The organism is Pseudomonas sp. PA-1-3F (genome assembly GCF_021609665.1).
Taxonomy (GTDB): Bacteria; Pseudomonadota; Gammaproteobacteria; order Pseudomonadales; family Pseudomonadaceae; genus Aquipseudomonas; species Aquipseudomonas paracarnis.
In genome coordinates, this window is sequence record NZ_WJZD01000014.1 from 34,965 (window position 1) to 49,138 (window position 14,174).

The following is a 14,174-nucleotide window of genomic DNA, read 5'->3' on the forward strand; positions in this document are numbered from 1 at the left end:
CTCAGATCAATTCGCGAACGTCGATGAAACGACCGTTGACGGCAGCAGCGGCGGCCATGGCCGGGCTCACCAGGTGAGTACGCCCACCCGCGCCTTGGCGCCCTTCGAAGTTACGGTTGGAGGTCGACGCGCAATGCTCGCCCGACTCCAGGCGATCCGGGTTCATCGCCAGGCACATCGAGCAGCCCGGCTCACGCCATTCAAAACCGGCTTCGAGGAAGATCTTGTCCAGCCCTTCGGCTTCCGCCTGGGCTTTAACCAGCCCGGAACCTGGCACCACAATGGCTTGTTTGATGGTAGAGGCCACCTTGCGGCCTTTGGCGATCACCGCCGCGGCGCGCAGGTCTTCGATACGCGAGTTGGTGCAGGAACCGATAAACACACGGTCCAACTGGATGTCGGTGATCGCCTGGTTGGCAGTCAACCCCATGTATTTCAAGGCGCGCTCGATGGAGCCACGCTTGACCAGGTCGGCCTCTTTGGCCGGGTCCGGCACGTTCTGGTCGACGGCCAAAACCATTTCGGGCGAAGTGCCCCAGCTGACTTGCGGCTTGATCTGCGCGGCGTCAAGTTCGACCACAGTGTCGAACACCGCATCGGCGTCGGACACCAGGTCTTTCCACGCTTCGACGGCGGCATCCCAATCGGCGCCTTGCGGCGCGAACGGGCGGCCCTTGACGTATTCGACGGTTTTTTCGTCCGCCGCCACCATGCCCACACGGGCACCGGCTTCGATGGACATGTTGCAAATGGTCATGCGGCCTTCAATGGACAGCTCGCGGATAGCACTGCCGGCGAACTCGATGGCATGGCCGTTACCGCCCGCGGTGCCGATCTTGCCGATCACGGCGAGTACGATGTCCTTGGCGGTCACGCCAAACGGCAATTGGCCTTCGACGCGTACCAGCATGTTCTTCATTTTCTTGGCCACCAGGCACTGGGTGGCAAACACATGCTCCACCTCGGAAGTACCGATGCCGTGGGCCAGGGCGCCGAACGCACCATGGGTGGAGGTATGAGAGTCACCGCAGACCACGGTCATGCCCGGCAAGGTCGCACCCTGCTCCGGGCCGATCACGTGGACGATGCCTTGGCGCACGTCGTTCATCTTGAATTCGGTGATGCCGTATTCGTCGCAATAGTCGTCGAGGGTCTGCACCTGCAACCGCGAAACCTGGTCGGCAATGGCTTCGATGCCGCCCTTGCGCTCAGGAGTGGTCGGCACGTTGTGGTCCGGCGTGGCGATGATGGAGTCGACGCGCCAAGGCTTGCGCCCGGCCAGTCGCAGGCCTTCGAACGCTTGGGGCGAGGTCACTTCATGGATGATGTGACGGTCGATGTAGATCAGCGACGATCCATCATCGCGACGTTTCACTTCGTGGGAATCCCAAAGCTTGTCGTAAAGCGTTTTGCCGGCCATCAGTCGGTCCTCATCAGCGGTGCTTCTATACGCCGGGCTTTTCAATAACCCTTTGGCTTGTGAGGCTGATGGTATGGCGCTACATTAAATAACTCAAATTCATATTTTTTATGCTTTGGATTACCAACTGGAATAGCACCATGGACCTGGCCAACCTCAACGCCTTTATCGCCATCGCCGAGACCGGCAGCTTCTCCGGCGCCGGCGAACGCCTGCACCTGACCCAGCCGGCCATCAGCAAGCGCATCGCCGGTTTGGAACAACAATTGAAGGTACGGCTGTTCGACCGCCTGGGCCGCGAAGTCGGCTTGACCGAGGCCGGGCGGGCCTTGCTGCCCCGCGCCTATCAAATCCTCAACGTGCTGGACGACACCCGCCGGGCCCTGACCAACCTCACCGGCGAAGTCAGCGGGCGCCTCACTCTGGCCACTAGCCACCATATCGGCCTGCATCGCCTGCCGCCGATCCTGCGCACCTTCACCCGGCAATATCCGAAGGTGGCGTTGGATATTCAGTTTCTGGATTCAGAAGTGGCCTACGAAGAAATCCTCCATGGCCGTGCGGAAGTCGCGGTAATCACCCTGGCGCCTGAGCCCCACAACCTGGTACGTGCAAGCCGGGTGTGGGACGACCCACTGGATTTTGTGGTGGCGCCGGAACACAGCCTGATCAGCAACGGTTCCGTCAGCCTGGCTGATATCGCCGGGCATCCGGCCGTGTTTCCCGGTGGCAACACCTTTACCCACCATATTGTCAGCCGCCTGTTCGAGGCCCAGGGCCTGACGCCCAATATCGCGATGAGCACTAACTACCTGGAAACCATCAAGATGATGGTCTCCATCGGCCTGGCCTGGAGCGTGTTGCCGCGCACCATGCTTGACGATCAGGTGGCAAGTATCGCTTTGCCGGGCATACAGCTCAGTCGCCAGCTAGGCTATATCGTGCACACCGAAAGGACGCTGTCGAACGCTGCGCGGGCTTTCATGAGTCTGTTGGATGCACAGGTCGATCTGCCAGGGTTACCGGCATGACACCGTGCGGGCCAGGGGTTTAGGTCAAACCGCGCGGTTTTCTCCATGAGCCAAGGCCCTTTGATAATGCGCAACCCCCTTGACCCGATTCCACCCCTGCCCCGCATCTACGCCCTGGACCCTCAAGCGGCGGAACAAAGCTGGGACAGTGCCCCGCAACTGCTGACGGCCCTCAATGCCGCGCGGCTGGGTGCCTGGTGCTGGGAAATCGACACAGGAAGAATCAGTTGGTCACGGGGCACCCAGGCGCTATTCGGCTTTGACCCGCGCCAGCCTCTGCCCAAGGACCTCGATTACCTAGACCTGCTGGCCCCGCAAGACAGTGCGCGGGTGGTGCGCGGCTTTCATGCGGTGCTCGCCGGAGAGCCGTTCGACCGCGCCATGCACCACCGCATCCAATGGCCCGATGGCAGCGTGCACTGGCTGGAAATCAGCGGCAGCCTGGTTCCCGATAAAGCCGGACGGCGCCGCATGATCGGGGTCATCCGCGAAATCACCCACCAACGCGACCGTGAACACGCCCTCAGCCATTCGGAAAAGCGCTTCGCCACCCTGTTCCACCTGTGCCCGAACATGGTACTGCTGACGCGCCAGGCCGACGGCTTGATCAGCGAAGCCAACCAGTACTTCGAGATACTGTTCGGCTGGCCGGTGGCCGATGCCATCGGCCGCACCACATTGGAGCTGGGCCTGTGGCGCCACCCGGAACAGCGGGCGCTGCTGGTCAAGGCCACGCAGCGCAAGGGTGAACCGATCACCATGGAAGTGCAGTTCTGCGCCAGCAACGGCCAGATTCATGACGGCACCCTCAGCGCACAAAAAGTGGAACTGGACGGCGAGGCGTACCTGATCAGCACCTTTCTGGACACCACCGAACGCAAAAACGCCGAGCAAGCGCTCAAGGAAAGCCAGGAACGCCTGGACCTGGCCCTGGATTCCGCGCAACTGGGTACCTGGGATTGGCACATCCCCAGCGGCATGCTCTACGGCTCGGCGCGTGCCGCCCAGTTGCACGGGCTGGAACCCGCGCCGTTCCATGAATCCTTCGATGCGTTTTTTGAGGGCATGTCCGATGAGGACCGCGAGGGCATGCGCCATGCGTACCGCAGTTTGCGCGAAGGCCCGGACGGCAACTATCAGCTGACCTACCGCGTGCAAATGGAAGACGGCAGCCCGCGCTACCTGGAGAGCCGCGCACGCCTGTATCGCGATGAGTCAGGCAAGCCCCTGCGCATGGCAGGGACCTTGCTGGATATCACCGACCAGGTCGAGCGCGAGCAACGGCTGACCGCCTCGGAAGAAAAGTTCGCCAGCCTGTTCCAGGCCAGCCCCGACCCGATCTGCGTGACCTGCCTGGACAGCGGCGCCTTTATCGAGATCAACCCGGCGTTTACCCAGACGTTTGGCTGGACAGCCGCCGAAGTGCTCGACAAAAGCGCCGAACAAATCGGCTTGTGGGACGACTCCAGCAAGCGCCTGCAGCGCATCGAGCAGGTGATACGCGAACAGGCCCTGAGCAATGTGGCCATAGTGGTGCATCACAAGGACGGCCAAAGCCTGACCTGCATGATTTCCAGCCGCTTGATCAAGGTCAGCGACCAGCCGTGCATCGTCACCACGCTGCGCGATATTACCCAACAGCAACGCTCGGAAGCCGCACTCAAGGCCAGTGAAGAGAAGTTTGCCAAGGCGTTCCATTCCAGCCCCGATGCGATATCCATCACCGAACGCGACACCGGCCGTTATGTGGAGGTCAACGACGGTTTTTGCCGCCTGACCGGTTACCGCACCGAAGAAGCCATCGGCCTGACGCTGTACCAGATCGGCATCTGGGCCGATGAAAACCAACGCGCCGCACTGTTGGCCGAGTTGCACATCAAGGGGCGCATTCACCACCTGGAAATGCTCTGGCGCAACAAGCGTGGCGAGGTGCTGGCGGTGGAGGTTTCGGTGGAGCCGATCACCTTGAATGAAACCCCCTGCCTGCTGCTGACAGCGCGGGATGTGAGCCTATTGAAGAACGCCCAGGCGCAGATCCGGCACCTGGCCTATCACGACCCGCTGACCAACCTGCCGAACCGGGCACTGCTGATGGACCGCCTGAGCCAGCAGATCGCCCTGCTCAAGCGCCACAACCTGCGCGGCGCCCTGCTGTTTCTGGACCTGGATCACTTCAAGCACATCAACGACTCCCTCGGCCACCCCGTTGGCGACACTGTGCTGAAAATCGTCACCGCGCGCCTGGAAGCCAGCGTGCGCACAGAGGACACCGTGGCGCGCCTGGGCGGCGACGAGTTTGTGGTATTGCTCAGCGGCCTGGAGGGCACCCGCCAGACGGTCAGCAGCCAGGTGCAAGCGCTGGCCGATACCCTGCGCGAATTGCTCTCGGAACCCATGTTCCTTGACGGTCACCGGTTGCAGGTCACGCCCAGCATCGGCGTGGCGCTGATCCCCGACCACGGCACCACACCCGCCGATCTGCTCAAGCGTGCCGACATCGCCCTGTACCGCGCCAAGGACTCCGGGCGCAACACCACGCAAATGTTCCACAACAGCATGCAAAAAACCGCCAGCGAGCGCCTGCGCATGGAAACCGACTTGCGCCTGGCCTTGTCACGCGGCGAATTCAGCGTGCATTACCAGCCCCAGGTGGATGCGCGAGGCAACAGGATAATCGGCGCCGAGGCCTTGGTGCGCTGGCAGCATCCACAATTGGGCGCGCAGTCGCCGGCGGAATTTATCAAGGTATTGGAAGACAGCGGCCTGATCCTGGAGGTCGGCACCTGGATTCTCGATGAAGCCTGCGGCGCCTTTGCCCAGTTGATTGCCGACGGCCTGGTGGACCCGCTCAATTTCAGCCTGTGCGTGAATATCAGCCCGCGGCAGTTCCGCCAGAACGACTTTGTGGAACGGGTGGAGCACAGCCTCAAGCAACACGGCCTGCCGTTCAGCCTGCTGAAACTGGAAATCACCGAAGGCATCGTGATCCAGAACCTGGACGACACCGTGATGAAGATGCGCCGCCTTAAAAAACTCGGCGTGAGCTTTGCGATGGATGATTTCGGCACCGGCTACTCATCCCTGACCTATCTCAAGCGCTTGCCGGTGGACGCACTGAAGATCGATCAGTCGTTCGTGCGCGATGCGACCCACGACCCCAATGATGCAGAAATCATCCGCGCCATTGTGGCGATGGCGCGCAGCCTGAACCTGGAAGTCATCGCCGAGGGGGTGGAAACCCTGGAACAGCTGGCGTTCCTGCAAAAGCTGGGCTGCCATTTGTTCCAGGGGTATTTACACAGCCGGCCATTGCCGATCGAGGGTTTCAGGCGGTTGCTGGAATAGGGCCGCGCCTGATCACGCGAGGTGCAAAAGATGCAGCCAAGCGCCACTGCCGTCAACGGAGCCGCCCGCCTGGCTGCCTGTTCAATTACATAAGCGCTACAGCATCGCCGTAGGTAGGGGCCGAGCCTCGGCGCCCCCACAACTCTTCACGACCATTGATAACCGCTACCGAATGCTTATCCCGGTTGCACATACCCACTTGCCCACCGGCGAGCGCACTGACGGGTACCCTTCTCATGTGTTTCCTCAACCCCAGGCGCAGAAACCCTTCCCCCGGCCCCCACTCATCCTCCCCATTGTTCAGGCTGCGAATGGCAGCATGAAAACTCCTGCTCGCCGTACCATCGTTGTCTTCCATCTGCGCGCGCTTGGCGCTGACGGCAAAAAGAAACTGCGCATCCTTGAGCATCTCTTTATCGGGACCTATAAACCGCGAACCTTGTGCTGCTTGTGCCAACTCCGAGTCGGTCAATCTCAGCTGAAAATCGTCGCGCATGACCACGTGATAACCGCCAAGCTCTTTTCTCACTGAGCGAAAAATGTCCGTAGGGCTTTGACCAAATCGGTACATGGCTGCCTTGATGGCCGATACGGTAACGCAGTTGCCATCTGGCCCTTGGCGAAAGCCACTCCAGATGTTGTCCGGCTTAGCCCCATTACGCTTTATCGAAAGACCCGGAATGTTTGCGGCGACCTCAGGCTTTGGTGGTAGCGGTTCAGGTATGACCCGAGGCGGAACCTCAGGCAGAACCCTGGGCTGAGGAGGAATATCAGGAACTGTCGTATCTTTTTTACCGGACAACAGAGAAATCAGCTGTGAAAAAAAAGACGCAAATAGCCCCGACAATGTAGTGACTAATTCCGTATTAGTACCAATGCTATTTTTACCTGTCTCGACAGTCCGGCAATTAATTGGAGTGCACTGAAGAGCACCACTAACGGGCTTTAACGTATCTGCAGGTGCCACCTGACGGACATCTATCACGCGCGCAATATTATTAATCGAATAGCACGACACAAGTTTCTCCTTAAACAGTGCTTCTCCGAGTGGTATGCCTCGGAGAAGCCCCCTGTTTTATTCAAGCGTTCTTATGAGCCAGCGGGTTTCAAGATCTGGATGAAAGTCGAGCATTGAAGCGCCAGTTTTTGTCGAATTTATTCTCAGCAGGACCTGGGCTGGTCAAATCAGGAACAAACTTATCGGGCTGTGGCGCGGGTGTAGGTATCGGGTTGGTATCCGGATTCGGGCCTGGCTGTGGCATCGGGTTCGATTCCGGCTTCGGCCCCGGCTGTGGCACGGGGTTCGATTCAGGCTTCGGACCCGGCTGAGGCACGGGGTTCGATTCAGGCTTCGGACCCGGCTGAGGCACGGGGTTCGATTCAGGCTTCGGACCCGGCTGTGGCACGGGGTTCGATTCCGGCTTCGGACCCGGCTGGGGCACGGGGTTCGATTCCGGCTTCGGACCCGGCTGTGGCACGGGGTTCGATTCCGGCTTCGGACCCGGCTGTGGCACGGGGTTCGATTCCGGCTTCGGACCCGGCTGTGGCACGGGGTTCGATTCCGGCTTCGGACCTTGCCTGGGATTTAAGTCCGGGGTTGGCCCGTCCTTTGTATCAGGGCAGTGACAGTGAGCGACATTGATGTTCACATGCACATTTGCTTCAGCATCATTAGTGACACTCACTGAAGGCATCGGCACTGACGGCTTCACTGGATGATCGTTTCTACCCGGTTTCGGCGTCAATCCGCCGTGATCTATTAACACCCCCGGACCTTTTGCATCCGGCCTCACCGGTTGATCAGTCGTACCTGGCTTCACCGGCTGGTCTTTTGCATTCGGCTTCACCGCTTGATCAGTCGTACCTGGCTTCACGAGCTGGTCTTTTGCATCCGGCTTCACCGCTTGATCCGTCGTACCTGGCTTCACCGGCTGGTCTTTTGCATTCGGCTTCACCGACTGATCAGTCGTACCTGGCTTCACGGGCTGGTCTTTTGCATCCGGCTTCACCGCTTGATCAGTTGTACCTGGCTTCACCGGCTGGTCTTTTGCATCCGGCTTCACCGACTGATCAGTCGTACCTGGCTTCACCGGCTGGTCTTTTGCATCCGGCTTCACCGACTGATCAGTCGTACCTGGTTTCACCGGCTGGTCTTTTGCATTCAGCTTCACCGCTTGATCAGTTGTAGCTGGCTTCACTGGCTGGTCTTTTGCCTCCAGATCAGGCGTAACACTTTTCCCCAAAAGCATCTCCCGCATGGATTTGAAGAACTGCTCGAGCATGTCAAATACTCTGGTGAGCGCCGTCGCACTCACCATGACCTCACTGTTTTCATTGCGTGCAGATGCGGGGTTGAGGTTGAAATGGCTCGTCGGAGGTTTAGGTTGCATGTCGACTTTCAACGGGGTCGGCAACTGCCCGCTCAGAGGTGATGTATCAACTTTGACAAAGGGCGAATTATTGACAGATAGAGACATTCATAAACTCCTTAATCGGCGCCACCTGACTCCGTTAAATGGCCAGGGAAGCAATAGCCTTAATGAACTGCAAGCAACAGCACTGCCTGACAGCTGCTAATTTGTGGGAGTTAACGCTGACCAGTTCCTAAAATCGCGCGTCATATAAAGAAACCAAACCAAATTTTCAGACTTTGCCTCGTGCTTTTTAAAGAACACCTCGATTTGCCGCCCCCGAATGTGTGCGTGGCAGAAATACAGATTAATAACTCACCTGAAACGCAACTTGTCGATACAATTCAAAACGCCGCGTAACCGCCCACTTTGATATTTCGCGCGAACATATAAGACACAACCAGAACCACGCAACCGAAGACATATATTTATAAATAAACTTACACAGAGAAACTTTTGAATTTAAAAAACCTATAACGTGCCTGTTTATTACCGAGCAACATTCAACCTATGTGAGAACAAACTGCGAGCGCTCTATAAAGGGCGTCAAGTTCAGCCATAGATAATCCCAACAAACAAAAAAATGCCCCATATCTCTCAATATGGGGCATTTTTTGAAACAGGACGCGGACTCAAATAATGTTGCACCCACCATCAACGGACATTGAAGCGTTACAACTCATAACGTTGCCGGTTGTGGGTGAGGCATGCCAAGCAAGCGGCTAACCTGTTCCAATGCGGTTTCACGACGCAGGGCCGTAAACAGTTCGACCGCCTCCGGGTAATTACGCGTCAACATCGCCAGCCATTGCTTCAAACGGCCCGGCGCCTGCTTTTCAGTCAACTGGGCTACCGATTGACGCCAGAACTCGTGGAGCATGGGTTGCATCTGCGCCCAGGTCATCTCCACTACTTCTTCGCCAGCGCGCGCAGCAGCGATTTGCCGGGCCAGGTCAGGCCGCGCGACCAAGCCGCGCCCCAACATGATGTCTTCTACGCCGCTGATTTCCCGGCACCGCCGCCAATCTTCAACACTCCATATATCACCATTGGCAAACACTGGCACCTTCACCACGTCTTGCACACGCGGGATCCACTCCCAATGGGCGGGGGGCTTATAGCCATCGGTTTTGGTACGCGCATGTACCACGATATGCGCCGCACCACCTTCTGCCAGCGCCGTTGCACACACCAACGCGCCATCCGGGCTGTCGAAGCCCAGGCGCATCTTGGCGGTCACCGGGATATGGGCAGGCACGGCACGACGCACATGTTCGACGATCTGGTTGAGCAGCTCCGGCTCCTTGAGCAGCACCGCACCGCCGCGGGACTTGTTGACGGTCTTGGCTGGGCAGCCGAAGTTCAGGTCGATGACTTGCGAACCCAGCTCGCAGGCCAAGGCGGCGTTCTCCGCCAGGCAAACCGGGTCGGAGCCCAGCAATTGCACACGCAACGGCACGCCCGCAGCGGTGTGCGCACCGTGCAGCAGTTCCGGGGCGAGCTTGTGGAAATAGGCAGGTGTGAGCAAGCGGTCGTTGACCCGGATGAACTCGGTCACGCACCAGTCGATACCGCCCACGTGGGTCAACACGTCCCGCAGGATGTTGTCGACCAACCCCTCCATGGGCGCCAAAGCAATTTGCATGGAAAACACTCAACAAAAATCGTGGCGCAGTTTACTGGGTTTCCTGCGGCAACCGTTAACCCCCTGTCAGGGCGGGGCCGTAACCTTCAATAAACTCGGCGGGCATACGCTTGGGCTTGCCGCTCGACAACTCAATACATACGAAGGTTGTTTGCGCACGCAGCAGGGTCGCGCCGTCACGGGGGCGCACAAGCTGGAAACGACGGGTCATTTTCAGGCGTTGGTCCCAATCGACGATCCAGGTGGCCAGTTGTAACTCATCGCCCTCATAGCCTGCCGCCAGGTAGTCGATCTCATGGCGCACCACGGCCATGGCGCGGTCCAGGCGGCGGTATTCGGTGAGGTCCAGCCCCAGGCGCTGCGAATGGCGCCAGGCGCAACGCTCCAGCCATGAGACGTACACCGCATTATTGGCGTGCCCCAGGCCGTCGATGTCCTCAGCCGTAACCTGCAGATCGATGATGAACGGCGTTGCCAAATCCCAGCCCATGCCTTGCTCCAGTCGATTGATGTCGGCGGGGCAGTGTATCAGGCGCTTTGGCGCTCCTGTAGACGGCAGCCGGCCAATAGGGCGAGTACAGCGTCGATGACCTGCGGGTCGGCGAGCACTTTCTGGTGGCCACCCTGCTCCAGGCGCAGCAGGCGGCTGTCGAACCAGGCTTCGTGAATGGCTTGAGCCGCCCTGACCGGAACGAAGGTGTCGTCTTCGGCGTGCACGATCAGGCCGGGAATGTTCAGCTGGTAGTGGGCCACGTCCAGATGCTTGAGCGGCATGCCCATGCTCAACTCCACCTCTTGGATAAAGGCTGAGCGCGCCCGTGGCGGCAAGCCGACCATGCGGGTGAACCCGCGTAGCACATCCAGAAAGCGCGACGGTGCGGCAATGCTGACCAACGCCTGCGTACGCAACCCCAACTGCACCGCCAACATCGCACTGGCGCCGCCCATGGAATGGCCGACCACCGCATACAGCGGCGGCAGCTCGGCCGCCGCCTCAAGCATGGCGCGGGCAAACAGCAGTACATGAGCTTCACGCCCTGGCGAACGACCGTGGGCGGGACCGTCCAGAGCTATCACCGAATAGCCGTTGTCGACCAACGCCGTGATCAAACTGGCGAATTGAGTCGGGCGGCCTTCCCAGCCATGCATCAGCAGCACCGCCGGGCCATGCCCCCAACGCAATGCCGACAGGCCGAAACGCAGAGTGATGCGCTCCGACTGGGCCAACAGCGGCAACTCCCAGTCACGCGGCGGCAGATCGCGCGGGGTCATGAAGGTGCGACGCATCTTGCTGGCGACCGCATGCGGCGCAAGGCGCCCCACCGTGCCATTGAAACCACGAACCCAGGTCAATGCGCCCATCTTGCATCCCCTTTTTCAGCGTACCGCCGACTTGGCCGCACGTATCACCCGATCTGATAACTCGCCGGGCCCGAGTGCCCGCGCCAGGGTCAGCCCCCCTACCATCAAGGCCATGTCCGCCAGGGCCTTGTCGATGTCTTCGGGGCTGCCGGCCAATTGCGCGGCCATCAACTCGACGTGCTCGTTCAAAACCTCGCGAAAAGCGTCCGGCAAGCGGCCCATCTCCCCCACCGTCGCGGGCAACGGGCAGGCTTGGGTCGTGGAGTCGCGGTGCTTGCGCGACAGATAAAACGCGGCGACCAACGTGCGGCGCTCTTCGCCGGTCAGTTGTTCGTCCAAGTCATCGATGGAGGCGCGACGCTGCGCCAGCAACTGGCTGAACGCTTCCAGCATCAGCGCATCCTTGCTTTCAAAGTGCGCATAGAAGCCGCCGACCGTCAGCCCCGCCGCCCCCATCACTTCGCCCACACTGGGCTCAGCCGGGCCACGCTGGATCAACGCCGCGCTGGCAGCCTGCAAAATACGTTCGCGGGTTTGCGCTTTTTTATCGCTCATCGAAGCCTCCGTCTTTCATGGGTTGAATATTATTACCATAATAATATTTGGCAAGCGATAAGCACGACCGCCGGTCAGAACAGAAAAATGGGTAATAAAGGAGGGAATTGGCCAAACGCCAGACAAACAAAAGGGCCATTCAATAATTGAATGACCCTTAAAAATCCCGCAGAGCGGGTAATCGTGGCGTCCCCTAGGGGACTCGAACCCCTGTTACCGCCGTGAAAGGGCGGTGTCCTAGGCCACTAGACGAAGGGGACACAAACCTTCTATACAACAGATCAGCGCTGAGAACTGATCGATTCAAGGACGGTGTGGCCGGAACCTTGAACCTGTAAAATTGGTGGAGCTAAACGGGATCGAACCGTTGACCTCTTGCATGCCATGCAAGCGCTCTCCCAGCTGAGCTATAGCCCCGGATTTTTCGTCTCGCGACGCAGCAGACCTTTCGAGCTGCTTGTTGAAACTGGCGTCCCCTAGGGGACTCGAACCCCTGTTACCGCCGTGAAAGGGCGGTGTCCTAGGCCACTAGACGAAGGGGACAAAACCTTCTGTACATCTGATCAGAGCTGAGACCTGATCAATTCAAGGACGGTGTGGCCGGAACCTTGAACCTGTAAATTGGTGGAGCTAAACGGGATCGAACCGTTGACCTCTTGCATGCCATGCAAGCGCTCTCCCAGCTGAGCTATAGCCCCTCATCGGTGAGGACGGGGCGAATCTTAATGGTGGTTTGGAAACGTGTCAAATTTATTTTCAACAATTTCCAAAATTTTTTGCCGGGATAACAATCACTTACCGACGAAACCCCGGAAAACCGGGGTTTCGTGCCTTAAGCGGCCTGCTTAGGCGATAGCGCCCAGCAGCTTTTCCCATTCCTTGTTTTCTTTCTTCGACACACCACCAAGCAAATCAAGGGCTTGGCGCAGACGGAAACGGGTCAGGTCCGGGCCGAGAATTTCCATCGCATCAAGCACCGACACCGAACTGGCCTGCCCGGTGATGGCGGCAAACATCAGCGGCATGGCATCGCGCAGTTTCAGCTCAAGGGATTCCACCACCGCCTGGATGGTCGCGGTGATCGCATCCTTCTCCCACTGACGCAGGCTTTCAAGCTTCCACAGGATCAACTGCATCAGCTGGCGAACCTGGTCACCGGAGAGCTTCTTCGACTCGAACAGCTTGGGATCGGGATTCACGCCGCCAGCAAAGAAGAAACTGGCCAAGGGCGCGACCTGGCTGAACGTCTCTACCCTGCCCTGCACCAGTGGCGCTATCTTCATCATGTACTCGGGGTTCAACGCCCACTGCTGCACACGGCTGGCGAACTCTTGCACCGGCAGGTCACGCAGCCACTGGCCGTTGAGCCACGAAAGCTTCTCGATATCGAAGATCGGGCCGCCGAGGGAGACGCGGGACAGGTCGAAGTTGTCGACCATTTCCTGCAACGAGAACTTCTCGCGCTCGTCCGGCATCGACCAGCCCATGCGGCCCAGGTAGTTGAGCATCGCCTCGGGCATGAAGCCCATGCGCTCGTAGAAGGTCACCGACGTGGGGTTCTTGCGCTTGGACAGCTTGCTCTTGTCCGGGTTACGCAGCAGCGGCATGTAGCACAGCTGCGGTTGCTCCCAGCCGAAGTATTCGTACAGCAGGATCAGTTTCGGCGCCGATGGCAGCCACTCTTCGCCGCGCAGCACATGGGTGATGCCCATCAGGTGGTCATCGACCACGTTCGCCAGGAAGTACGTCGGCAAGCCGTCGGTCTTCATCAGCACCTGCATGTCCATGCGGTCCCACGGGATCTCGACGTCACCGCGCAGCATGTCCGGCACCACGCACACGCCTTCGCTTGGCACCTTCATACGGATAACGTGAGGCTCACCGGCGGCCAGGCGCGCGGCTACTTCTTCCTTGGACAGCAGCAGCGCGCGGCCATCGTAGCGCGGGGTTTCGCCACGGGCCTGTTGCTCGGCGCGCATCTGGTCCAGTTCTTCGGCGGTGCAGAAGCACGGGAAGGCATGGCCCATATCGACCAGCTGCTGGGTGTATTGCTTGTAGATGTCGCTGCGCTCGCTCTGGCGATACGGGCCATGCGGGCCGCCGACATCCGGGCCTTCAGCCCAGGTAATGCCCAACCAGCGCAAGGCATCGAAAATCTGCTGTTCCGACTCACGGGTGGAACGCAGTTGATCGGTATCTTCGATCCGCAGGATGAATTCACCACCATGCTGCTTGGCAAAGCAGTAGTTGAACAGGGCGATGTAAGCAGTACCGACGTGGGGATCCCCAGTAGGCGATGGCGCAATGCGCGTGCGGACGGTGGTCATGGCAGGTCTCGAATGGGCGATAAAACTGAAAATTGAAACAAGGGGCGAATGGTAACAGCCTGGGGGATATCTGGAAAA

At 59.2% G+C, this 14,174-nt stretch carries 10 protein-coding genes and 4 tRNA genes; 2 read left to right on the forward strand and 12 right to left on the reverse strand.

Going from position 1 to position 14,174, the window contains the following annotated elements:
- Position 1 precedes the first annotated feature (1 nt).
- On the reverse strand, positions 2-1,420 hold the full coding sequence (leuC, locus tag GIV26_RS11930) for a 3-isopropylmalate dehydratase large subunit (RefSeq protein WP_054922598.1): 1,419 nt from the start codon (positions 1,418-1,420) through the stop codon (positions 2-4).
- 140 nt (positions 1,421-1,560) lie between these two features.
- Between leuC and GIV26_RS11935 the strand changes: the two genes are divergently transcribed.
- Entirely contained in the window at positions 1,561-2,451 is an 891-nt protein-coding gene (locus tag GIV26_RS11935) for a LysR family transcriptional regulator (RefSeq protein WP_054899001.1), read from the forward strand.
- A gap of 66 nt (positions 2,452-2,517) precedes the next feature.
- A complete protein-coding gene (locus GIV26_RS11940) occupies positions 2,518-5,796 on the forward strand; it encodes an EAL domain-containing protein (protein ID WP_236280641.1) in 3,279 nt (1,092 codons plus the stop codon).
- Positions 5,797-5,881: 85 nt separating this feature from the next.
- Here GIV26_RS11940 and GIV26_RS11945 read toward each other — a convergent pair whose 3' ends face one another.
- The 11 genes from GIV26_RS11945 to gltX form a co-directional block, all read right to left on the reverse strand.
- Positions 5,882-6,814, reverse strand: a complete 933-nt coding sequence (locus tag GIV26_RS11945; RefSeq protein ID WP_236280643.1) for a hypothetical protein — start codon at positions 6,812-6,814, stop codon at positions 5,882-5,884.
- Between the two features lie 88 nt (positions 6,815-6,902).
- Positions 6,903-8,273, reverse strand: a complete 1,371-nt coding sequence (locus GIV26_RS11950) for a hypothetical protein (protein ID WP_236280645.1) — start codon at positions 8,271-8,273, stop codon at positions 6,903-6,905.
- Positions 8,274-8,886: 613 nt separating this feature from the next.
- Positions 8,887-9,852 (reverse strand): tRNA dihydrouridine synthase, encoded by a 966-nt coding sequence (locus GIV26_RS11955; RefSeq protein ID WP_054898571.1) that lies wholly within the window; start codon positions 9,850-9,852, stop codon positions 8,887-8,889.
- A gap of 55 nt (positions 9,853-9,907) precedes the next feature.
- Positions 9,908-10,342 (reverse strand): acyl-CoA thioesterase, encoded by a 435-nt coding sequence (locus GIV26_RS11960; RefSeq protein ID WP_054921656.1) that lies wholly within the window; start codon positions 10,340-10,342, stop codon positions 9,908-9,910.
- A 38-nt stretch (positions 10,343-10,380) separates the two neighbouring features.
- Positions 10,381-11,214: an alpha/beta hydrolase gene (locus GIV26_RS11965; RefSeq protein ID WP_054921654.1), complete on the reverse strand. Its 834-nt coding sequence runs from the start codon at positions 11,212-11,214 to the stop codon at positions 10,381-10,383.
- Between the two features lie 15 nt (positions 11,215-11,229).
- Positions 11,230-11,769, reverse strand: coding sequence for a TetR/AcrR family transcriptional regulator (locus GIV26_RS11970; RefSeq protein WP_054898574.1), 540 nt, complete (start codon positions 11,767-11,769; stop codon positions 11,230-11,232).
- A gap of 184 nt (positions 11,770-11,953) precedes the next feature.
- Positions 11,954-12,029: transfer RNA gene (locus GIV26_RS11975), tRNA-Glu, on the reverse strand.
- 81 nt (positions 12,030-12,110) lie between these two features.
- Positions 12,111-12,186: transfer RNA gene (locus GIV26_RS11980), tRNA-Ala, on the reverse strand.
- Positions 12,187-12,236: 50 nt separating this feature from the next.
- Positions 12,237-12,312, reverse strand: a tRNA-Glu gene (locus GIV26_RS11985).
- A gap of 79 nt (positions 12,313-12,391) precedes the next feature.
- A tRNA-Ala gene (locus GIV26_RS11990) sits at positions 12,392-12,467 on the reverse strand.
- 147 nt (positions 12,468-12,614) lie between these two features.
- A complete protein-coding gene (gene gltX / locus GIV26_RS11995; RefSeq protein ID WP_032896132.1) occupies positions 12,615-14,096 on the reverse strand; it encodes a glutamate--tRNA ligase in 1,482 nt (493 codons plus the stop codon).
- Positions 14,097-14,174: the final 78 nt, after the last annotated feature.